This window comes from Candidatus Oscillochloris fontis (genome assembly GCF_004138135.1).
Classification (GTDB): Bacteria; Chloroflexota; Chloroflexia; order Chloroflexales; family Chloroflexaceae; genus Oscillochloris; species Oscillochloris fontis.
The window spans coordinates 249,840-273,007 of sequence record NZ_RYFD01000001.1; the positions used below are offsets into that span (position 1 = coordinate 249,840).

Sequence of the window (23,168 nt, forward strand, 5' to 3'; positions counted from 1 at the left end):
CCTCATTCGGTATATCTATACCGAATGAGGGAGGCCAGAGGTTGCGTTGGCATAGAGTAGAGATGCAAGATCTTGCGTCTCTACTCTATGCCAACGCAATCACCTCAATCTCGATTCGCGCATCGCGGGGCAGGCGGGCCACCTGGATGGTCGAGCGAGCGGGTGGATTGACGGTGAAGAACTCGGCATAGGCGGCATTCATCGTCGCAAAATCACCCATATCAACCAGGAAGACCGTCGCCTTGACCACCTTCTCCAGCGAACTACCAGCGGCAGTTAAAATCGCGCTGATATTCGCAAAGATCTGGCGGGTCATGGCGGCCACATCACCCTCCACCATCTGGCTTGTAGCCGGGTCAATTGCAAGTTGGCCAGAGAGGAAGATGAAATCGCCAGCGCGAACCGCCTGAGAGTAGGGGCCAATCGCGGCGGGGGCATCGGGGGTGCTGATCACAGTACGCATAGATCTCCTTAACTGTTGACATGTAGCTGTGGTGGAGGGGTGGCCCATCGGCTCTCACGAAAAAGAGTATTTTGCTGGTGCGGTTGGCCGCTTTGCGGCCAACCGCACCAGCAAAACCATGGGTTTGGGGCATAGCCCCAAGCAGAAATCCCCTTAACTTGATGCGCATGGGGCGCAACCCAAAATACGGTTCAAGCCCTACCTTGGGCCATTATAGCATGGGCACACTCATCACCGTAGGAGGGGAATCGGCAGGCACCGCACAGATCGGCAATTCAATAAAGAACGTCGAACCCTCACCGGGGGTACTATGGAGGCCAATTGTACCACCCATCAGTTCCACTAAACGGCGTGAGATCGCCAAACCCAACCCGGCCCCACCCGCGTGACGCCCAGCATTCTCAACACGGCGAAATTCGAGAAAGATTGCCTCCTGATGCTCGTGGGCAATCCCGATACCAGTATCACTCACACTAATCCGCAGGCGATCCGCATGATGACTCGCACTCACCGTAATTCCGCCTTGGTCGGTGAATTTGATCGCATTCCCGATCAGGTTGGTCAGTACCTGTTCCAAGCGCATACTATTGGCATGCACATAGGGCAGATGGTCGGGCAGATCGAGGTAGAGATCGAGCGAGCGCTGAAGGATGAGCGGTTGGAACTGCCCCGCGACACTCCGAATCGTGCGCAGCGGTTCGACGGGCGTGAGATCCACCTTGAGATGCCCGGCCTCCATACGCGAGAAATCGAGAATATCGGTAATTAGGCGCAGCAGGGTGCCGCTCGCCGTGCGCATGTGGCCAAGTGGCTCGCCCATACGATCACCGAGCGGCCCATAGAGCCCGCGTTGCAGCATCTCGGTATAGCCAATAATCGAAGTTAGCGGCGTGCGCAACTCGTGGCTCACGGTAGCCAAAAACGCCGACTTCAGGCGGTCGGCGGTGCGTACCTCATCATAGAGCCGGGTGCGCACCGAAGCGTCGGTAATCAGTTCACCTATTGTCTCGGCAAGGTGGAGTAGTGCGGGGCTATGTGGGCGGGCGAGGCTATTTCCTAGTACTAACACCCCCAATGGGTTGGCTTGGTGCAACAAGGGCACCACCAAGACATGCTGCAACTGCTCACGGCGCATCAAGTGCATAATTGATGTCTCAGCCGCACTCGAATCATCAAGAGCAAACTGGCTACTCTTGCCGGCCATCATCAGTGCCAGTAGTTCCATACTCACCTGACTACGGACAAGACTACCCTCATAGCTCTGGCCCATCTGGGTACCCAAATCAGCCACAATATCGATCTGCCCACCGATCTTGGGCACCAAACCGACGGCCACTCGTTCCCATGGGCCATTTCGCACAATCGCCTCAGCAATCACCCGAATAAGGCGCTCAGTCTCGGTTGCTAGATTCGCGGCGCGTGCCACCTGATTGAGCAGGCTCAATTCAGTCATATGCATCGCTCGTGCCTGTTCAGCTTTGGCCCGTTCGCTGACATCACGCAGCAGGAGTAGCATCCCCACCCGCGCCCCACTACTCGCTTGTAAGGGGCGTAAACGCAACTCAAGCGCTTGTAGCGTGTCGCCCTCACCGATCACAATCTGGTGGGTCTGAGGGCTAGGGCCATCCACCAAGACACTATGAATCTGGCTCATGCGGGGCTGGTCGGCCAAGAGGCTGAGTAACGAGCGCCCGATCATCTGGCCAAGGGGTAACTGAAGGAGGCTGATCGCCTCAGCATTGATCTCACTCACCACCATCTGGCGGTTCAGCACCACCATCCCGTCGGGTAGGGCGGCGAGTACCTCACGTTCCACCAGCGGCGCAAGATCGATCACCCGGAAGTGGATGGTGGCATAGAAGCCGAGTAGTGCGCCAACAAAGGCCATGATCGGGGTTGGATCATCATTCCACGGCGTCCAGAGACCACTCAGATAGGTGACATTCCCGATAGCGGGTGAGAAAGCGGCAAAGAGCAACATCCAGGCATGGCCACGATTGATCGGCCCAGCCTTAAACACCGCCCGACTGAGCAGTACAATGCCGGTAAGAAGACACAGGTACGCATAGACCGCGTGAACCCAAAAGAAGATCCCGCGCTCGGCCACTGGCCACAAAAAGCCACGACTCGTATCCACTGTTACCGATGTCCACCACAAATGATGAAGATCGTTGGTCAATGCAATGACAAAAAAGATTATTGGAAGAACAAAAATCCCAATCTGAAGAGGTCGTCTCCAACGTAACCAAAATTCAGAATACGAGATCGAGATCAGCAGCCATGCCGGAGAGAGAGCGAGAATACCGAGGTGTTGGACAAGTGACCAGAAGATAGTACCATCAGGGGTAGGTGAAGCGGCGGCCAGCGCACGGCAGGTCGTCCAGACGGCAATTGCGGTGAGGAGGATGGCGAAGGGTTGGCTGCTGCGGTAGTAGCGACGACGCCACGCATACGCAGCGATCAAGAGAGCTATTAACGTAATGATGAAGTGGAGGGCAATAAAGGCGAATGCGCCCATAGCTTCTTCCTAGAATAGCGTCACTCTCTCATGATGTTGCTATGACCAACAACGAATTTTTGGATCAGAATTAGGTAAACGAGATTGATGGAGTCTGCTTTCTTATATACCGTATAATAGCCCCGGCGTCAATGATGATCATTCTCCAACTTTACTATGTATCTGCCCTTCTTTTTGAGCATCAGCAGTGCGACCATCCTCCTACTCATCGCCGCCGACATCCAGCGTTTACAGCGCGTGCCGCAGTTGAGTAGCCCGCACATCCCCGATCACGCCCCACCGATTTCGATCCTGATCCCGGCCCGCAACGAGGAGCGCAATATCGGGTGCTGCGTGCGTTCCGCCTTGGCCCAAAACTACCCGCGCCTTGAGGTCATTGTACTCGATGATAGCTCCACCGACCGCACGGGAGCGCTTCTCGCCAGCATTGATGATCCGCGTCTGCGGGTGATTACGGGGAGCGACCTGCCGCCGGGATGGGTGGGCAAGTGCCACGCCTGCCAGCAACTTGGATCTGTGGCTCAGGGTGAGTGGCTGCTCTTTCTGGACGCCGACACGCTTGCTGCGCCCGATCTGGTGGCCACGCTCCTCTCCTCAGCCCAGGCCCGCTACCTCGATCTGCTCACGATCTTCCCCTTTCTGGAACTGGGCAGTTTTTGGGAGCGGGTCGTCCTGCCGCCTTTTCTGGCCCTGATCACGGCACTCTTCCCGTTTGCGGAGATGGATCGCCCCGATACCCGGCCCGATCAAGTTTTGGCCAACGGGCAATGTATCTTTGTGCGGCACACCATGTATGCGCAGATCGGTGGCCACGCAGCGGTACGCAACGAGGTGTTGGAGGATGTCCGTTTAGCCCAAACTATTCGGGCCGCAGGGGGCAAGGTGGGGGCGGCGGCGGGTATGGACGTACTTCAGGTGCGGATGTATACCAATGGGCGCGAAGTTGCCGAGGGGCTGATGAAAAATGCCGCCGCCGGGTATCGCAGCGGGGGCGGGCGTTCGGGGTGGGCCATGATCGGCCTCGTCGTGGAAGCCTTTGGGCCACCCGCCATTCTTGGGGCGGGGGTCTACGGACTCAAGCGCGGTGAAACAGAGGTAGCCTGGGCGGGTTTACTGGGTGGCGGGCTCAGTCTGCTGGCCTCGTTGGCCCTGCGCGCCACGCTCTACCGACGCCTCTACCGCCAGCCTATGGCCTATGCACTACTCTGGCCATGTGGTTTGTTGAGCTACATCGTGATCGCTGGGGTGGGTATGTGGCGGGTGCGCCACGGCCATGGGGTGGTGTGGAAGGGGCGACGGTACGAGGGGTGAGGTAGAGACGCACGGTAGGTAGAGACGCAATATCTTGCATCTCTACCTACCCCAACGATATTCTACTCCTCGTCAGCCGCCCGTGGCTTGCGGATCAACTCCGGCTCTGCCGGAGCTGCCTGCACTGCTTCCTCCTGGATGGCACGCAACTGGCCAAGCGAGAAGAGCACGTCGCCACCATCGTTGATGATCTTGTAGCCCGTCTGAGCCGCCAGATCGCGCACGTGAATCACCTTCTCCATAGAATCCAGGCAACTCACATCAATCTCGATATGCTGCGGCAAATCATTGGGCAGTGCCTCGACCATCACCATGCTAACCGGATGGTTGAGCAGCGCATCGCCACGCGCAACCAGCGGCGACTCGCCAACCGCAATGACGGGAACTTCGATATGCACCAACTTCTTCAGGTCAACTACCTTGAAGTCAATATGCAGAATCGCACGGGTCACCGGGTGGCGCTGAATATCCTGCACAAAGACCACCGATATGCCCTGGCTGCCGATATTAAGATCGATCAGGGTGGTGCGTCCGGCCTTGCGGAAGACCAAGTCAAACTCACGGGCGCTAACCTGAGCTGAAACCGCCTCGAAGCCCTTACCGTAGATGGTGCAGGGAATAAGCCCGCTGGTGCGTAGGTACTTGACCTTCTTGCCAAAAACGGTACGAACCTCGGCCTTAAGTGTCTGATGGGTGGACATGAGCGAGCTGCTCCTCATCTTGTGGCGGAGATGCCGCACACAATACTTATACAGCGACATAAGAATGGCGACCGGCGGGCCGCCGGTCGCGCAGTGCAGAGTGTAGCACAGGCGGGGTTTCTTTTCAAGTTGGGGTATACTTCCCACTACACGATCAACTACAGAACCAGATGCGCTACCGTTATAAACAAACCACCAAAACCTTCTGGGGTGGCCTGACCTACCCCGATCTTCTGGCTATCTTCGGCCTGCTCATCCTCTACGCGATCACGCGCTTCTTGGGCCTCGAACGCTACCCGATCTACTTCTTTTGTGATGAGGCTATCCAGGCTAATCTGGCCCGTGAGTTGCTCGACCGTGACCTGCGCAGTTACGAGGGGGTGTTGCTGCCGCCCTACTTCTACAATGCCGAGAAGTGGAGCCTCAGTCTGAGTGTCTATATTCAGGTGATCAGTAGCGCCCTCTTTGGCAGCCGCTCTATCTTCACTACCCGCGCCACCTCGGTGGTGGTGAGCATGCTCGCAATACTGGCTGTCGCCATGAGCCTGCGGGTGGTCTTTCAGACGCGCTTCTGGTGGGTGGGGCCGCTTAGTCTCACTATCGCTCCGGCCTGGTTTGTGCATTCCCGCACCGCCTTCGAGACGGTGATGATGGTCGCCTTTTATGCCTGTTTTCTTTGTTGTTACTTGCTCTACCGCACCCGTAGCTCCGGCTGGATCTTCCCCAGCCTGATCTTTGGGGCCGCCACCTTTTATGCCTACGCCAACGGTCAGGGGGTGATGTTGGTGAGTGGCGTGCTGCTGTTGCTCGTGGATCTGCGCTACCACCTGCGTCAAGGCTGGCGCTTGCTCAGCGCCGCGAGTTGCAGCCTCATTTTGCTGGCGTTCCCCTTGGTGCGCTTCCGCCAACTTGAGCCGGAGGCCATGCAGAACCATCTGCGGGTGGTTGATTCGTATTGGTTGGATCGCCTGCCACTTCAAGACAAATTGCTCACCTTCGCCCAAACCTATTGGCTGGGGCTTAGCCCTGGGTATTGGTTCTGGCCCAACGATATTGACTTTGAACGCCACCGCATTCCTGGGCTAGGCCACCTGCCTTTGATCCTGCTGCCCTTCTTCTTGGTCGGCTTGGGCGTGTGTATTATCAGGCTGCGCTCGCCGATCTATCGGGTCTTGCTCATCGCCATGCTGGCGGCCCCCTTCTCTTCAGCCCTGGCCAGTATCAGCATTGCGCGGGTACTCGCGATGCTTGTGCCTGCCGCCATGCTCATCACGTTGGGGATGGATCAGTGTTACCGCTGGGTGGCACGCTGGGTGCGCTATAGTATGGTGGCCTGGACGATGGCTCTGTTGATGAGCCTGCTCGCGCTCTTGTTACTGCGTGGGGCGCTGCTGGCCGGGCCAACTTGGTTTACCAACTATGGGTTGCACGGCATGCAATACGGTGCGGCGCAGGTCTTTGGCGAGACCATCCCAGAGATCCTGGCGCGCCAGCCCGACGTTCAACTGCTCGTCTCCTCAACCTGGACCAACAACCCCAACGCGCTGGTGAGCTTCTTCCTCAACTCGCAGCAGGCGGCGCGGGTGCGACTGGCCGATGTGAATGCCTTCTTACACGACCAGCAAGCGCTTGATCCCCAGCAGCAGGTCTTTATCATGCCCTTTTACGAGTACGATGCAGCCGTTGCAAGTAGAAAATTTGTACTTGAACCACCCGAACGCATTATCCGCTACCCAGATGGTAGCCCCGGTTTCTATGTAGTACGCATGCGGTATGTAGACAACATAGAGGCGATCTTAGCCGCCGAACGAATCGCCCGTGCCCAGTTGATCGAGACCCCCATGGATCTCGATGGGCCGGTGGTGGTCGCCCACTCACAACTCGACATTGGCGCTCCCCAGGCGATCTTTGATGGCGACCCGCACACCCTCATGCGCGGCTTCGAGGCCAACCCGCTCGTGATCGAACTGCGTTTTGCGCAGCCCCGTTCGTTCAGTGGGATCAACCTCACGATCACCAGTATGGATCTTGATCTACGGTTGATTGCAATACCTGCCGCCGGAGGCCAACCGCTGGTAGCCAGCCAGAGCTATCGCAACCTCGTACCCGACCCAACCGTGTCCCTCAGCCTTCCTGGCGGTAGCCACGAGGTAAGCAGCATACGGATCGAGATTACTCAGATCGGGGTCGGTGAGGTCGCCCACGTGCATGTGCGTGAGGTGCAGATGCTCCCCTGAAGGTGATTGCGTTTTTGGGAAGCCGGAGAATCGGTACTACCACACATGCACTTGCAGATCTTCAAGAATATGGGCGGCGATGCGCAGATCAGCGAGCAACCCTGAGGCAATCCCCACCACGTTTGCACCCGCCGCAAACATTGCCCGTACATCAGCGGCGGTGCGCACGCCACCCACTCCAATGATGGGGACATTCACCTCATCGCTGACAGTGGCAACCAGCCCTAGCGCCACTGGAGCCACGGCGGGGCCGCACAGACGGCCTTCAACCAGGGTACCATCGGGTAGCGGTGCCACCGCTGGAATACCGTCAATCAGCGCAATTGCGTCGGCCCCCTGCTCGACCACGGCACGCGCCAACCCCGGCACATCACTCGCTTGGCCCGGCAACTTCACCAACAAGGGGAGTGCGGTGGCCATGCGTACTGCCAAAACGAGGCGCGAGGCGGTGTCGGTGGTGATCGCATTGTTGTTGGAGAGCGGAATCTCGATCCCGCTCACCCCCTCGACCCCCTCCAACTGGGCGGCAGCCTCGGCAATTTCGGTGTAATCCTGCCCCCAGAGGCTGACAATCACCGGCAAATTCCAGGTTGCCCAAATCGGAGCGAAGCGTTCGCGAATGACCTTCAGCCCTGGGTTGTGATCGATCCCACGGTAGAGCAAGCCCGCCGGTGTCTCAACAATGCCGGGCAGCGGGCGGGCACGATGCTGCCGCAGGCTGGTACTGCGCGTAATCAGCGCCCCCAGACCATGGGTTGCGGGCTGCGCGGCCAACCCCATGTGGCGTGCGACTTCCATACCGTAGCCTAAGCTACCCGCAGCCGCAATGATCGGCGTTGTGATCGTCAACTTATAAGGGTTGTTAGGGACAAGATCAATGTTCATTGTGCAACTACCTTTGCTGTTAGGGTCAAAGCTCTCTTTACGGCATCCTGAAGTGTGGCAGCGGTTGAAAGATGGTCCAAATCTAATCCCTGGGCAACAATCGCTTCCGCGATCTCAGGGCGCACCCCCACCAAGACGCAGCGCGTACCAAGGAGGGCCGCAGCCTGTATACTGCGGTTCAATCCTGTCGCCCCCTGTTCGTCCAAGAATAACAATCCCGTCAGATCGAGGATCACCAACCGTGCCTGCTGACGTTCAATTGCCGCCAGCATCTGGGTTTGCAGATCGCGCATACGGGTGGTATCGAAACTCCCAACCAGGGGCAACACCAACACGCCTTGAAGAATAGGAATTACCGGCAAGGCCAAGGATTGAACCGTCGCACTCAGTGTGGCCCGCTCACGCTGCTCTTGCTCAAGTACCTGCACGATCTGAGTCAGATGCACTCGTTCCTGCTCTAGTTGATTGGTACGCTCTTCAACCTCGGTCACATCACGCCCCAACACGAGGCTCCCTTGGAGTTGACCACGTTTATTGCGTATTGGCCGCACACTTACCAGAAAGCGCCGCCCATCCACTACCAACGGGTAGGAGGATGAGGCTTCTCGGATCAGCGTCATTGTATCATGGGTAATCTTCCGGCTGTGTAGATACTCCGTCATGCTCATATGCGGCTTGAAGCCGAGATTCATCGCATGCGGGTTGGCATACACGATCTGGTCATTCGGATTAACCACAACGGCTGCATCGCTCATTACTTCAAAGGCTTCTTCAATCGCTGCTCGTAACGGAGCGATCAAGCGGGTACGAAAGACCACGATGGACAAGGAAGCCATGACTGGTAAGAGCAGGATCAAACCTCGCATAACTGAAGAGAACGGAAGAAGATTCAAAAATTGCAGAGTGTTTAGAATTATAAATACGATCATGCCACCGGCCAACACCAGGATCGTCTCACGCGCTTGGTGATTGCGAATAAATACGGTGATCATCATCGTCAAGGGCAGCAACCACCCGATCCCAAGAAGCCCTGCCAGCCAACGGCCTGCCGGCGTTGTCATCGTTGTCACCAGATTGGGTTGGATGCTGTCAATCTGAATTCCGGTCACAAAGAAGCCAAACTTGCCAAAGAGATCGATCGCCAACGCCACGGTTATGAGCGCATAGGGCGAGATGATCCAGATGAACGGGCGCCGCCCCTGCCACCACTCAGGGGTAAAGAGCGTACTCAGCAGAGCCACAAAGGTGCTTGAAAAGAGGGCCATAGAAATTAAAAATATCGCATGTAGTTGATAGGCAATCTCGTGGGAAATAAAGAGGACTTTTCCCAGAATGGAGATGTTGATTACCATCAAAAGCGTGATGAGCACCACGAAGATACGTGCCGGGCGATGATCCCATGCGCGGAAAGCAACAAATACCGCCAAGGCCACACTAAGGATGACAAAGATAAACGTGGCAAAGAAATCAGTGAGGGATTCAGTCATAGCGTATCCCTTAGATTCAGATGGTGGATCCATCAGGCATCAGAGACTGGATAGCCCAACGAGCGAAGTGCTTGTCGCGCAACTTCGGCTTCGTCCCATGGAATAGCACCACTCGCATAGATGATCGTACCCTCGTGGCCTTTCCCCAGCAAGAGAACGAGATCACCGGGTTGGGCTGCCGCAATCGCAACATGAATTGCTTCACTGCGGTTGGGAATACAACAATAGCCATCCCCGGAGCGTTTCCCAACGCGCTCCGCCCCCTCAACAAGTTCGGCAATAATCGCGGCCGGATCTTCACCACGCGGATCTTCGTCGGTGAGCACCAGGAGATCGGCATAACGGCCAGCAATCTCGCCCTGCACGGCGCGTTTGGCGCGATCACGTTCACCAGCACTTCCAAAAACGGCAATGATCCGCCCTTTCGTTAGTGGGCGCAGCATGCTTAACACCTGCTCGAAGGAGTCGGGATTGTGGGCATAGTCAACAATCACATCAAACGGCTGGCCCATATGGATCGGCTGCATGCGGCCCCGAATACCCGGTACCGCTTCCAGCGCCGCAATTGCTCGTTCCAGCGGCACCCCTTGACTGAGCGCCACACTCAGTGCCGCCAGCGCGTTGGAGACGTTGAAACTGCCAGGAATCTGGAGGTGGATCTGCGCTTCGCCCCACGGCGTTGTCACCCGCAGATGCGATCCACTCGGCCCCGTCTGCACCTCGTGGGCACGCAGATCCGCTTCTGCCCGCACCCCAAAGGTGAGCCGACGCGCATAGATCGGGGCCGCATCAAGGAAGAACTGGTAGTTGGGGTCATCGGCATTCGCAATCGCCCACACCGCACGTTCAGAACCCGCTCCTAGGTGGCAACACGCCTCCGACTGACCTTCGCCCAACAGCGCGAAGAGGCGTGTCTTGTCGGCACGGTACTGCTCGAAACTGCCATGGTAGTCGAGGTGTTCGTGGGTTACATTGAGGAAGACTGCCACATCAAAATAGACATTCCCCAAGCGGTTCCAGTGTGGCGAGAGGGCATGGGAGGTTGATTCAAGCACCGCATAGGTACATCCCGCATCAACCATCTCGCGTAACAAACCCTGGATCTCCGGGGCTTCAGGGGTACTCTGGCGGGTTGTATTGGGCCAACGGCGGCTGCCGATCTTAAAATCCACCGTACTAATCATCCCGGTGCTCAGCCCGCCTCCCTCCAAGACCTGACTGACGAGATCGGTGGTGGTGCTCTTGCCCTTGGTGCCAGTAATCCCGATGGTACGCAACTGCGCACCGGGGCGAGCATAGAAGTTGGCCGCCAACGGTGCAAGAGCCACGCGGCTATCGGCCACGGTGATCAGCGGTACCCCCAGCGTTGTTGGGCCATCCCAGTGGCGCACATCAACCACCAGCGCTACCGCACCCGCCTTCAGGGCATGATCAACATATTGATGCCCATCAACATGAAAGCCACGGACGGCCACAAAGAGCCAACCCGGCCGCACTTGGCGCGAATCGTAGGCTAACCCCAAAATAGGGATGTCAAGGTCGGTGGGCTGGCCAATGGTCTCAAGACCAACCAGCAGGTCGCGCAGCGTGACGCTCATAGAATCTACAATAGTGCCCTTGAGAGAATATTTCCGACTATGAGGATTGTACCCGATTATTGCTAGTTTGGGGCAAGCATTGCACGTTACCCAATAGGGCATGTGCGAAGTCATCTCCGGTGGGGGTGCGGGGGCGGCTGCGCCGCCCCCGCAGAAATTTTTTGTGGTGTTTTGGCGGCGCAGCCGCCAAAACACCACAAAAAATGGGGCTTGGGGCGTAGCCCCAAGGACTTTGCACATGCCCTGCGTTAGCCAATCCGCTGGCGTGCCAGGGTATAGAGCGGGGGAATGAGTAGCAGATCATAAGCCGGAAGGTAGCGCACGATCTGGCCACCAAAGCCCTTCTTGAAGCGGTAGACCCCGATCAGGGGATCGGACTGGGCGCTTTGCTCGAGCGCTGTACGGGTAGTTTCGTCGGCCTCAAGCGCTTGGCCGAAGGCATCGGGGATGCCCCACATGTCGTAGCTGTGGCAACCCAGGTGCGCCGCCCACTGGATGGCGTGCCATTCTAACAGATGATTCGCTCCTGCCTTCAAGCCAACCTCGTCTGCGCCGCTGTAGAGGTAGCTTCCACACTGCGCATCGGCAAAGACCATGTGTGCCGCGACCACCCGGCCCTCGATCTCGGCGAGGAGCAGATGGCTGCGCGGTTGGAGGCATTGCCACGCGGTGCGATAATACGCCTCGCTATGGATACCGAAGTTGGCACGCGCACCAGTTGCCTGCATAATCGCGTAGAAAGCGGGGATGTCGCGCTCCGTACCGATCCGCACCACCACCGCGTTGCGTTCGGCGCGCCGAATATCGGCGCGATGGCCTTTGCTGAAGCTGGCAAAGATCGTCTCGCTAGGGCGGTTGATCGCCACATGCACGCTGCTGCGGGGCTGAATGGTACGTTCGGGGTGCAGACCTTGGAGGAGGATCCATGTGTGGATGGCGTCAGCCAGGGGATGCTGGGTGGTCAGATTGGGTTCGAGGCGCACAAAGATCGCCCGTTGCCGCCGCGCCAGCCGGGTCAATCCATGCAGCAAGAGCCGATTCGCGGTTGCATCGTCACTGAAGAGCGGGCCACGTGGGGTATAGGCCACCGCCAGTCCGTACTGGTAGCGGAAGAGCACCTGCGCTCCAGCCAGTAGTGTACCAGCGTGATCCAACACCACCACCCGGCGTGCCGACCAACCCGCGCTGGCTTTGAGTAGGCTCCACGCACTGCTTTGTAGCAGATGCCCTTGCGGATGGGTATCAACAAAGGCATCCCATGTGGCCAGATCGGGTTCGAGCAACGCCAGTTCCCCATGGCGCGGGTGCAGTGGGTGGGCAACGATACTCATCGTGGCATCCAGATCCGCTCACCATAGGTACCCGCGTCTGGGCGTAGCCCTTCGGCATAGGCGGTGACACGCGCTGCCATTGTTGGGAGATCACCAAAGAGGGCGATGATCTGGCTGGTATAGGATTCAATCGCACTGATTTTGCGCGGAAGTGTGGCATCAATAGTGATCACCACGGGGAGGAAGAGTTCGGCACCACCAAGCTGCGCCAAACGACGCTCCAACGCCCCATTAACGGTCACATAGGGAAAATCCTCATAGAAGGCGATATTCACCCCCCCACGCACAAATTCGGCGGCCACCGTATAGGTTGCCTGATGATCAACATGCATCCCTACCGCTAGTGGGGCATAGAAGATAGCGTTGGGGTAGCGCGCCACCAATGCGGCCATCTGGGCGCGGAGGGCTGGACCAAGCGGATCACCTGGCACCACCAAGCCAAACAGACTGGATTCATCGTGGTAGGCAGCGGGTATGCGATAGATCGCATCGAGCAGATCGAGCAGCAGACAGTCGGCTCCAAGGGTCTCTAGAGCCGCAATATCCTCTAGAATACGCTGCTGAACCGCCTGATCCGGTGGTAAGCGCCACTGGTGATGCTGATGCTGGGCAAACGGGCTGAAGGGGCCATTGGCCGGTGGGCTACCAGCACAGACCGTCACCACCAACACCGACTGGTGGGCGGCGATGAAGTTGGCAATACTTCCGGCGCAGGAGAGGACAGCATCATCAAGATGTGGTGAGAGGTAGATATGGTCATAGTGTGGGGCGAGATCTTCAATCCGGGTATAGTGGGATGGCATACGGCCCTCCAAGGTTAGATATTGATCTCCTCCAACGCCTCGGTCGCAGCGGCCCGCCGTGATTCGTCCTTTGAGCGGGCTACACGTTGCAACACCCGCTTGGCACTTGCGCCACCCACCTGGCCCAAGGCCCAGATCGCAGTGGTGGAGATCTCCGTATCCTCATCATCAACCAGGGGCAGCAAGGCGGGCAAGAATGGTGTTCCCTCTTCGCCCAGTTCGCCGACTGCCCGCGCCGCCTCGTAACGTAAGGCGGGCGAGGGACTCTTCAGTTCGCGTTCGATAAAGGGGAACCATGCGGGCTGCATCGAACGCCCCATGGCACGCAGCGCACTCTCGCGTACTGCCAATTCAGGATGCGCATAAGCGCGCCCTATTTCAGCTTGAACATCATTGGAATGCGTGAAATAGCCCAAGCCCTCCACGGCTCGCCGTTGCACATCAAGCGGTTGTTCCGGGTTGGTGGCGGCTGCCCATAGTGCCTGATAGACCCGCTGGGTCGCTGGGGCAGACAGTTCGCCCAATTCGCCCCGATGGGCGAAGGTGGCCAATGCCACCACCGCTGCCACGCGCACCGCCCCCGATACATCAGCTATAAGCGCGATCAGGCGATCCATGGTCGCCTCACTCTCATCCTCCCACAGCCCATTGATCGCCGCTACCCGCACCTCGGCATCGGAGTCATACAGGCATGCGCGCAAGACGGGACGAAAATCCAGATCAATGTTATCTTCAGCCAGGGCATCAAAATCGCGCAGAATAGCCACGCGCCGTTCAGCGGGGAAGTGGCGCCATAGCTGCCAAAAGACCTTGAGGCTCTCTGGTTCGAGGTTGGCCAGAACGCGCAACTCGTGGTGCAAGAGCGGTCGGGCGAGGTCACCTAGTTGGGCGATCTGATCTTCAAAACGCATAGCTAACCATATTCTTCGCTCGGCGGGAGATCAAAGCTTCCTGGAAGCTAGGGGCAGGGCATGTGCAAAGTTCTTGGGGCTGCGCCCCAAACCCCAATTTTTGTGGTGTTTTGGCGACGTAGCCGCCAAAACACCACAAAAAAGATTTTCGGGGGTAGGAAGTCGCCCCCGATTCCCATCGGAGGTGACTTTGCTCAAACCCTGAAACTAGGGGTTGCACTACTCGTCGTCGTCGCTATAACGTCCGAAACGGCGGCGCGTAGGCTGAAGGTCTTCCTCTTCCACTACCTCCTCGGGCGTATTGTCCTCATCACGCGGGGCCGGGGTAAAGAGGTAGCGCCCATCGGCATGGTTACTGAAGGGATCACTATGCGCCAGCAACTGTTCGAGCAAGCTGCGTGAACCCGGACGTAACACATTGAATGCCAGCAGCAGGTCGTCCATCGCGAGCAGATAGCGTGGCTCACTGCGACTCCCCACCTGTTCGCCCATCACCTCAAAGACATGTTCGAGTACCACCTCAGACTTGCGTCGCTCGCCCATTGGCAGCGACTTGAGGTTCTTCAGCCGCCCATAGCGCGTCTGGCTCGGTACCTGATCGGCATCCACCGCACAGAAGTAGCTCATGTTAGCGAAGGCGAACTTGTTCTTCTTCTCATCCAAGGTGAGCAAGCGGTCACTCGATTCAGCCGCTTCCTCATAGCTGATCGTGAAGAGGTTCGGCTCGGCACCCCGGCTGATGGTGATCATCGCGCCGGGCACCAGATGATCGCGGAAGTACTCCTCAAGACCCTGGAGCCAGCCTCCACGGTTGCCGGTGGGGTAGCGCACCTCTACGAGGTAGGAGGTGTAGTGCTGGGGCGAATCGAAGCGCAACACCGCGCTGCGCTGATCGGGCAGCATCGGGGTTGGTATGAGAGCGGCAATACTCGCATCAAACGGCAGTACCCCATACTCCCACTCAAAGAAGGTGAGTAGGCGGGTGATGCTCCCAGTGCTATGGATCGCCTCGGCACTCTGCAATTCGAGGCTGTTATCAGCGCCTTCCACCAAGTACGAGGTGATCTGGCCCATTTCGGCTGCCTTCACCCGCTTACCGCCAATTGGTGGCAAGCCCTTGGTAGACCAGAGCCGGGCACCTTCAACGCCGACAAACTCAAAGTCCTTCTCACGATGCAGCCGATAGTTGAGTGAGAAACGGAACCCCTCATAATCCGCTTGGCGCGGCAAATGATGGTACAGATCGGCAATGATCTCGGTATCCAGCAGCGGCTCGTTGCGCTCCAAGATATAGTCGCGGATGCGGCGTAGATCATTCTTGCCCAGGTTCGTGACACTGGCCTCAGGGTAGTAACTTCGGCCAAAGCTGACGATCCGGCGCAGCGTGTCCTGATCCAGACGATGAACCAGAATCTGCTCCAAACGCTCGCCCTGATCCGCAAGAATCTGCTCAACCGGCAGGCTTAGATTGATCGTCAAGCCCTCAGGCAGGCTCACCAAGCTATTCCGCTCACTCGTAGTTTCACGGCTTGGCTTACTCGGTACCGGGGCTGGCTCCGGCTCAGCGGCCACCGGCTCTGGTTTGGTTGGTACCACCTCAACCACCACCGGCTCGACGACCACCGGCTCCGGCTCGACGACCACCGGCTCCGGCTCGACGGCCACCGGCTCTGGCTCAGCGGCCACCGGCTCAACCACCACCGGCTCTGGCTCGGCTACAAACTCCGGTGATACCGGGACAGCCGTCACCATACTGGCATGGCCCATGGCCTCCATTGGCACCGCAGTCATGGGAGCCATCCCCGCCTGCACCTGCCAATAGTCGGAGATAAAGACCGGCTCTACCGTCGTAATCGCTGGCCGCGAAGTCGAGACCACTACACTAATATCATCCACCGGCAAGGGATGCTCAGGATCGTGGAGGCGCTGCTTGAAGGAGTGGGTATCCACCATTGAGCGCGGCACATACATGCCCTGACGTGACGTAATGAAGAGAACCCCCTGCTCCGTCACTTCACGGGTAAAGACCTGATCATTCACCGTCAGCGCGGCATCAATATCGGCAGCAATCTCGTTCCGGTCACGCCGATACTTCCCCGACAGAAACTCGGCGAGATTATCAAGCGATTGCCGGATTGGCGCATCAACCGCAAAGAGCGCGCCCTGCGTCGTCATCAACTGAAAGACCTCTGCGGCTAATTCCTGCTGACTCGCGCTGCCCTGAAACGAGGCGACTGTCATTCGCTATCCTCCGTCACCGACTTGCTAAGGATCTGGAGATACTGAATCAATACCTCCCGGATGTCTTTCGGCTCGCCACTGGAGCGTAGCCACTGGAGCAGTTTATCAAGTGATGTCTCACCAAAGACGATTAGTTTCGCGTCCATAGTACCCCGCTCAAAACAGCACGAAGCCGAGAGACACGTTGTCTCTCCGCTTACCTGGTAGCGAACATGCCCAACCTTGGCGAATTATAGCATTGCGTTCTTGTCTGTGCAACTAGCCGAGGGGGTTGTAGGGCATGTGCAACGTCCTTGGGGCTACGCCCCAACCCTCAATTTTTGGTGTTGTTTGGCGGCGAAGCCGCCAAACAACACCAACCTAATCAACCAAACTATCGAGCGCTAACGCCACTGCCCCCATCGTCACGCTATCTGGGCCAAGAGTAGAGGCAACAACTGGGATAGGCTGGACAAATTGGGGGGTGACGCAACTGTGCATCTTATCGCCAATCGCCTGAACAAACGACTCGCCACCCATACGTACCACAATCCCGCCTAGAACGATCATCTCTGGGTCGAGGAGTGCGACAATCTGGGCGCAACGAGTGGCGATGAGTTCGACTGTCTCATGAACCACCTGTTGGCCTGCCGGATGGTTGCTGAAGATGTCAGCGAGGTTCTCAGTCTCTAAGCCGAGGCTCTTGGCGCGCCGCAAGAGGGCACGGATGGAGACCAGTTCCTCCAATGTCTCTGGGCGGCCTGTGCCATCCCAACCCCGGCCCACCACTGCATGGCCAATCTCACCGGCGGTTGAGGTTGCACCGTGATAGAGGCGGCCATTCAGTACCGCACCACCACCCACACCACTGCTCAGGTGCATATAGAAGACATGCTGGCAATCTTTGGCCGCACCAAACATCGCTTCGCCAAGCGCAATTAGGTTCGCATCATTGTCAATCAGCGTCACCGTATCAAACGCCTGCTCAAAACGTTCCTGAAGCGGGTAGTTCTCCCAGCCCTCCATACGCGGAGCGAGACGGATGACCCCACGGCGCAGATCAATCGGGCCACCAAAACCAACCCCGACCCGCACCAAACGATCCGCTGTAATGTCGGCTTGCTTGAGGAGGCCACGCGCCATACCGATTGCATGTTCGACAATCGCATCCGGTTCTGTCTGTTTGATCTCGGCATCGCTACTGATGATGGTGCTGTGCGCCAGATCAACCAGTGCGGTTCGTAGGCCATAACTGCCGAGATCGACACCCAAGATATAGCCCTGACTGCCTAGCAACCCGCCACGATTGTGCGACAGGCGCTCCCTGATCAGCGTATGCAGATCGGTCATAGAGGTCTCCTTTCAGGTTCTTGGGGCATGCGATGCGATCCGAACCCCAGAGGTATGGTGGGTGTGGGGCGTTCGAAAGCCTGGGTAAACCAGCCTTGTTGTGTGTGTGGATTATAGCATAGGTTCATCGGGTGTCTTCTTCACCCCACGTTTTAGATCAATAACTGCCAGCCCACAACCAATAACGATCCCGATGCCGCCGAGCAGGTTGGTTGGCCATGGACTCGGTGCTTGGGAGGCTACCGGCTCTGGTCGCACGGCCTGTGTGGGCTTGGGGCTTGGTTGTTGCTGCTGGATGGGGGCGCTGGGTATCCCACGGTAGGGCGGGCTTGGGGTGTGTTGCACGGCTAACAGTTGTGCAGGCGGAGCAATTATGGTGACGCTGGTTGGTGGCAGCGCTGACTGGGTGGGTTCAGCTTGTCCCGTTACGTTGTTCAGGATCACGATGGTCGCTTTGGGTGTCCGCGTGGCGGTCGGCTCGCGGGTGGCGGTGGGCGTTCGCGTGGCGGTCGGCTCGCGGGTGGCGGTGGGTGTCCGCGTGGCGGTCGGCTCGCGGGTGGCGGTGGGTGTCCGCGTGGTGGTTGGCTCGCGGGTGGCGGTGGGTGTCCGCGTGGCGGTCGGCTCGCGGGTGGCGGTGGGGCTGTACGTGGCCGTCGTGGTGGGGCTAGGGCTTGGTATCGCGGTGGGGGTGGGTAAGGGATTTGGCGCATTGGGCGAGGGCGTATCATTAATCACCCAATTGCCATCGGGTTGCAGGGCATAGACCTGACTGGCTCCCATGGGCGGATAGCTCACAACTTCGCTTATGAGCATACCACTGGCACTATAGAGCGCAAGACTGGCTCCATCATTGGGCAAGAAGCCCTTGGTGAAACTCAACACCACCCGTTCTCCGGGTGCGAGGATCGTTTCAGGAATAGAGCGCGTACTTGTCTGTGTAGAGCTTCGCTGCACCGACCAATCCAGCATCAGGATTGGTTCTTCCCCCAGATTGATGATCTCGATCCATTCGGGATCGCTGGCGGCCGCAATCTCGTGAATCTGGATACTCCCCCAGCGAATGTCGGGGGTTGGTGAGGGGCTAGGCGTGGCACTCGGTGCAGGCGTCGGCGTGGCACTCGGTGCAGGCGTCGGCGTGGCACTCGGTGCAGGCGTCGGCGTGGTACTCGGTGCAGGTGTCGGCGTGGCACTCGGTGCAGGCGTTGGCGTGGCACTCGGTGCAGGCGTTGGCGTGGCACTCGGTGCAGGCGTCGGCGTGGCACTCGGTGCAGGCGTCGGCGTGAAGGTGACCGTCATCGTCGGGATGAGCGTTGCGGTCGGTGTGGGATCAAGCGGGCTATTGGGCTGACCCATGCTCGGCGGCATCCACTCCCAGATCGCACCCGCATCGGGCATCCGCGCCAGCGCCAGATCAAGTTGGGCAGCATGGTAGGTGTATCTATCAATCACCACACCCTGCGGATCGAGCAGTTGAAGCGTATCGCCATCGCGATTGAGGATATTCGCTGCCCATGTAAAGACCAGACGCTCCCCTGGCGCAATGATCATACCAGCCGGAAGCACCAAGCCGGGCTTACCGACGGCCTGATCATCAATCTGCCAGCCACTCAGATCAACTGGTACTGCACCGCCATTCAGAATCTCGACCCATTCATTACCGAAACTCGGATCGGGCATAAATTCATTGATCAGGATCGGATGATCGGATGCGTGAACCAGCGGGTGGAGGCAGAGAGTCAGCCCCAGCATGAGCAACAAGAGCGCAGCATAACGCACGGCATAGCCTCCTTCGTCGTGTCGGAGCGATGCTTCGCCACTATACTAGCTATACCGTGCGAAGGAGGAAAAAGGTTTGGTTCTACGGGCCAACATTTACTGTGGAGGGTGTGGGTTGCTCAATCGGCCAGCCGAGGTTGCCACTTGCTCGCACCATCAACTTGAGGCCGGTGGCATCACGCGGCACATCAAAGATGATCGGCACACTGCGCATCCCGCTCTGGGCTGCGAGGCGTTCTTCTAACGCCAGATCACCATACTGGCCACGGGGATAGAGGCTGAGGTAGGTGCTTGAAGCATTCGGAAGGGGACTAAAACTGCGGCCACGCGCATCAACCAAGGTGAAGAGATCGAGCGGAATCAGGCGCGCCTCAGCACTATTATTCGCCACCGCCATCAGCACCAACACGAAGCGCCCGGAGGGCTGGAGTTCGCCAATACTTGTATCGAACACCAGACTATAGTCGGGGCGCAGCAGGGTCGTACTCCAGCCATCAGCCTCCACTACCATCCCCAACGGCAAACTGGTTGGTGGGGTCGGGCTAGGCGCGGGCAGCGTTGGCGGAAGGGGCGGACGGGTTGGGGGCGTGGACGGGATTGGCGGTGCGGCGGTAGGTATGAGCGTCGGCAGAGGGCTAGGGCTAGGATCAACTTGAAGAATGGCGGTGGGTTGAGTGGGCTGCGTTGCAACTGGTTGGGCAACACCCCATTGATGTATGCCGAAGAGCGCAATGATCCCCAACAGTAGCAGCACGATCACCACGAGTGCCAACCGATTGAGCAGCGGGAAGTGGGGCGTGTGCGGGCCAACAGGTTGCTCCGGTGCTGCGGGGGGCGCGGTGGGTGTAGGTGTAGGTGTCAGTGGTGGAGGAACTGCTTCGGGTGGTGGTGCGAGTTGTGCCAGCCGTTGGCGGGCTTGGAGGTGCTGTGGATCGAGCGCGAGCACCTGTTCGAGCGCCCGGCGCTGCTCATCATCATCGGCGGCGACCTTGGCTAAGCCCAACCAGACCCGCACATCGGTAGGATAGACACGGCTCATCGCCAGAAAGAGATCGCGGGCAGCCCCACGACGACCCGCACGAGCGGCGGCGACGCCACTCCGCAGGAGCGCTTCGAGTTGTGGTTTGGTGGTTTGGTCGGTCACAGGGGGCAACACATATACGTGGGGAGATCGCGTGATCCCCCCACGCACATTGAACGCCTACACATTACTCAGAATGAGCCAACCCTGGGCCGGATTGGTGCGGGCAAAGAAGACCAGATTGGTGGCATCGGGTGCCACATCAAAGATCAGCGCCACACTATAGGTCAAGCCATCGGACGGGATGGGCTGCGAATGGCTCTGGTCGGCATTCACACCTGGAACCACATACGCATCCGAGACCTCAGGGCGAGCCTGCCAGATCCGCCCCTGAGCATCCTTGATCACGAAGAAATCGGCTGGGATGGTCTGGGTTGTACCACTGGTATTAGAGACAAAGACCAGCACCACCACGAAGCGACCGTTGTTGGATTGAAGCTGCTGGATGGGGCCAACAATCGGTGCGGCATAGGTGGGTTGGTTGAAGTCATAGATCCAGCCATCGCTCTGGAGTGGAGTGCTGGCCGCCACAATCGCTGGATTGGCCTGCGCAAGATCGCCACCACTCACTGGCGGTGTGGTCGGCTCGTTAACTGGCTCCGCTGTCGCATCAACAGGGACGTTCGTCGCATCAGACGGCAAGGTTGTTTCGGTCGTGGTCGTCACGCCTGGATCACTACCCAACACCGACGTTGGCTCCAGACTATCCATGGTAGGTACCAACTGGCTTGTCGGAGGGGCGGCAACCGTGGGTGGTGGTTGTGTTGCCACCTGCGGGCCGGGATCACGGAAGAGGAAGAAGATCACCAAGAGGCCAATGAGCAGAATACCAACCAATGCCATCAGAATCGCCAGTAGTGGACTGATTCCGCGACGGGCTGGAACGGTATCACTTCCATCATCATCGTAGAGGCTACTCCGGCGATAGCTACTACTGCTACTGCTACTGCTCCCGCGCCCGGTACTACTACTATTGCTCCCGCGCCCGGTACTACTACTTGTCATCACCGGCGAGGGCAGTGCATCATCATCAAGGCTCACTGGGGGCGGAGGTGGCTCATTGCGGCGCACCGGCCCTTCCGAATCAGCCATGACATCAGAGAGGTTGTTCAGTTCAGCAAAGGGATCATCATCGTCGCCAAAGGGATCGTCAATCGGTGCTGCGGCTACCGGTGCCGCTACCGGGACTGGAAGTGGTTCAGGGGTGGGGGCAACAGCAGGGCTGCCGGGAGTGACCCCTAGAGCTTGTAGCCCCTTGATCGCCATTTCGTTGGTCGGATCAATCTCGACCACCCGTTCGAGAGATGCTTGCCGTTCCTCGCGATTCTCTGCCACACCAGCAAGCCAGAGCCACGCCTGGGCGTTAGCAGGGTCTTGGAGTGTGAGCAGGCGGAAGAGGTTGCGCGCCTCCTCTTTGTTTCCATCGCGGGCGGCCTCGATCCCAAGTTGCATAAGGCTATCCGGCTCCGCCATGCGCAGTCCTTCCTCCTACGCCCATCGTGGGCAGAGAAGACCAGAGGTTTTTGAACCTAGGCGTCATTTTAGCACACCGCTAAGCAAGGGTCAACACATGCCAAGCGTTCACATCGCACCAATACGGGGCGAATGCATGCCTAACGAATGCAAAGTGCAAAGAGTTTTTTGCTGGGAGGTTACAGTCTATTGTAGATCTATCATTCTGTCACTTCGCTCGTCACCTCGCTCGTCACCTCGCCCGGTACTTCGCTCGTTACCTCGCCCGTCACCTCGTCCGTCACCTCGCCCGTCACCTCGCCCGTCACCTCGCCCGTCACCTCGTCTGTCACCTCGTCTGTCACCTCGTCTGTCACCTCGTCTGTCACCTCGTCTGTCACCTCGTCCGTCACCTTGCCCGGTACTTCGTCCGTCACCTCGTCCGTCACCTCGTCTGTCACCTCGTCTGTCACCTCGTCTGTCACCTCGTCTGTCACCTCGTCTGTCACCTCGCCCGGTACTGGTGGTTGTTCGATCTGATAGACGAAACCGGCCTGTTCAGCGATCATCGAGAGTGTCTTTTGAGTGGATCGATGCGGGCGGTGGGTGCCTGTCTCCCACTCGCTAATGGTCTGTTGGCGCACTTCGAGTTCATCCGCCATTTGTTGCTGGGTCATACCCATAAACTCCCGCAAGGCCCGAATGCGCTGGGCATCCCATTCCTGACGAACCCGTGTGCGCGGTTGGGTTGGCGGGTATTGGTATTCGTCACTCATTGACTACTCCATCATGCATTGATATTAGGCGCTTATTCCTACACGATCTATTCTAACACGGCAACGGATAGTTGCAAGTGGGTATACTCAGGGCATGTGCAACGTTCTTGGGGCTGGGCCTCAAACCCCACCGGAGGTGGCTTGGCACATGTTCTATGGGTATACTAGATTCTATGTAAAGGACTATTGAATAGTCCGTAAATTAAGACCTCTTGTGTTCTATCGCCACGTCACTTAGACTGGTGGCATGAAAAAACAGCACCTCACC

General features: G+C 58.2%; 18 protein-coding genes. 2 read left to right on the top strand and 16 right to left on the bottom strand.

Features of this window, described 5'->3' with window-relative positions:
* Window positions 1-85: 85 nt before the first annotated feature.
* Both EKD03_RS01030 and EKD03_RS01035 read right to left on the bottom strand, forming a co-directional pair.
* On the bottom strand, window positions 86-463 hold the full coding sequence (locus EKD03_RS01030) for a RidA family protein (protein WP_129626378.1): 378 nt from the start codon (window positions 461-463) through the stop codon (window positions 86-88).
* A gap of 211 nt (window positions 464-674) precedes the next feature.
* On the bottom strand, window positions 675-2,981 hold the full coding sequence (locus tag EKD03_RS01035) for a sensor histidine kinase (protein WP_129626380.1): 2,307 nt from the start codon (window positions 2,979-2,981) through the stop codon (window positions 675-677).
* Window positions 2,982-3,137: 156 nt separating this feature from the next.
* Here EKD03_RS01035 and EKD03_RS01040 point away from each other — a divergent pair, with 156 nt between their 5' ends.
* The gene (locus EKD03_RS01040) at window positions 3,138-4,292 is read left to right on the top strand and encodes a glycosyltransferase family 2 protein (protein WP_129626382.1); all 1,155 of its coding nucleotides are present in this window, start codon (window positions 3,138-3,140) and stop codon (window positions 4,290-4,292) included.
* Window positions 4,293-4,354: 62 nt separating this feature from the next.
* Here the strand turns inward: EKD03_RS01040 and EKD03_RS01045 are convergent, their stop codons facing one another.
* A complete protein-coding gene (locus EKD03_RS01045; RefSeq protein ID WP_129626384.1) occupies window positions 4,355-4,993 on the bottom strand; it encodes a 50S ribosomal protein L25 in 639 nt (212 codons plus the stop codon).
* 170 nt (window positions 4,994-5,163) lie between these two features.
* Between EKD03_RS01045 and EKD03_RS01050 the strand changes: the two genes are divergently transcribed.
* Window positions 5,164-7,230 (top strand): ArnT family glycosyltransferase, encoded by a 2,067-nt coding sequence (locus tag EKD03_RS01050; RefSeq protein ID WP_129626386.1) that lies wholly within the window; start codon window positions 5,164-5,166, stop codon window positions 7,228-7,230.
* A 36-nt stretch (window positions 7,231-7,266) separates the two neighbouring features.
* Here the strand turns inward: EKD03_RS01050 and EKD03_RS01055 are convergent, their stop codons facing one another.
* The 13 genes from EKD03_RS01055 to EKD03_RS18660 form a co-directional block, all read right to left on the bottom strand.
* The gene (locus EKD03_RS01055; RefSeq protein WP_129626388.1) at window positions 7,267-8,115 is read right to left on the bottom strand and encodes a beta/alpha barrel domain-containing protein; all 849 of its coding nucleotides are present in this window, start codon (window positions 8,113-8,115) and stop codon (window positions 7,267-7,269) included.
* The gene (locus tag EKD03_RS01060; RefSeq protein ID WP_161569145.1) at window positions 8,112-9,602 is read right to left on the bottom strand and encodes an STAS domain-containing protein; all 1,491 of its coding nucleotides are present in this window, start codon (window positions 9,600-9,602) and stop codon (window positions 8,112-8,114) included. The genes EKD03_RS01055 and EKD03_RS01060 overlap by 4 nt, the downstream gene beginning before the upstream one ends.
* A 32-nt stretch (window positions 9,603-9,634) precedes the next feature.
* Window positions 9,635-11,200, bottom strand: a complete 1,566-nt coding sequence (locus EKD03_RS01065) for a UDP-N-acetylmuramoyl-L-alanyl-D-glutamate--2,6-diaminopimelate ligase (RefSeq protein ID WP_129626392.1) — start codon at window positions 11,198-11,200, stop codon at window positions 9,635-9,637.
* 248 nt (window positions 11,201-11,448) lie between these two features.
* Window positions 11,449-12,531, bottom strand: a complete 1,083-nt coding sequence (locus EKD03_RS01070) for a lipid II:glycine glycyltransferase FemX (protein WP_129626394.1) — start codon at window positions 12,529-12,531, stop codon at window positions 11,449-11,451.
* A complete protein-coding gene (locus tag EKD03_RS01075; RefSeq protein ID WP_129626396.1) occupies window positions 12,528-13,334 on the bottom strand; it encodes a PIG-L deacetylase family protein in 807 nt (268 codons plus the stop codon). Before EKD03_RS01075 ends, EKD03_RS01070 begins: the two co-directional genes overlap by 4 nt.
* Before the next feature lie 14 nt (window positions 13,335-13,348).
* Window positions 13,349-14,245: a HEAT repeat domain-containing protein gene (locus tag EKD03_RS01080; RefSeq protein WP_129626398.1), complete on the bottom strand. Its 897-nt coding sequence runs from the start codon at window positions 14,243-14,245 to the stop codon at window positions 13,349-13,351.
* 219 nt (window positions 14,246-14,464) lie between these two features.
* On the bottom strand, window positions 14,465-16,486 hold the full coding sequence (locus EKD03_RS01085) for a hypothetical protein (RefSeq protein WP_129626400.1): 2,022 nt from the start codon (window positions 16,484-16,486) through the stop codon (window positions 14,465-14,467).
* Window positions 16,483-16,632: a hypothetical protein gene (locus EKD03_RS18570; protein WP_006561000.1), complete on the bottom strand. Its 150-nt coding sequence runs from the start codon at window positions 16,630-16,632 to the stop codon at window positions 16,483-16,485. Before EKD03_RS18570 ends, EKD03_RS01085 begins: the two co-directional genes overlap by 4 nt.
* 214 nt (window positions 16,633-16,846) lie before the next feature.
* Window positions 16,847-17,815 (bottom strand): ROK family protein, encoded by a 969-nt coding sequence (locus EKD03_RS01090; RefSeq protein WP_129626402.1) that lies wholly within the window; start codon window positions 17,813-17,815, stop codon window positions 16,847-16,849.
* A 111-nt stretch (window positions 17,816-17,926) separates the two neighbouring features.
* Window positions 17,927-19,591 carry a lamin tail domain-containing protein gene (locus EKD03_RS01095; protein WP_129626404.1) on the bottom strand — a complete coding sequence of 555 codons (1,665 nt, stop codon included), beginning with the start codon at window positions 19,589-19,591 and terminating at the stop codon, window positions 17,927-17,929.
* An 82-nt stretch (window positions 19,592-19,673) separates the two neighbouring features.
* Complete coding sequence (locus EKD03_RS01100) at window positions 19,674-20,735, bottom strand: DUF4352 domain-containing protein (RefSeq protein WP_129626406.1); 1,062 nt, start codon at window positions 20,733-20,735, stop codon at window positions 19,674-19,676.
* A gap of 57 nt (window positions 20,736-20,792) precedes the next feature.
* Entirely contained in the window at window positions 20,793-22,145 is a 1,353-nt protein-coding gene (locus tag EKD03_RS01105; RefSeq protein ID WP_129626408.1) for a tetratricopeptide repeat protein, read from the bottom strand.
* 200 nt (window positions 22,146-22,345) lie between these two features.
* A complete protein-coding gene (locus EKD03_RS18660) occupies window positions 22,346-22,900 on the bottom strand; it encodes a helix-turn-helix domain-containing protein (protein WP_194085934.1) in 555 nt (184 codons plus the stop codon).
* Window positions 22,901-23,168 lie beyond the last annotated feature (268 nt).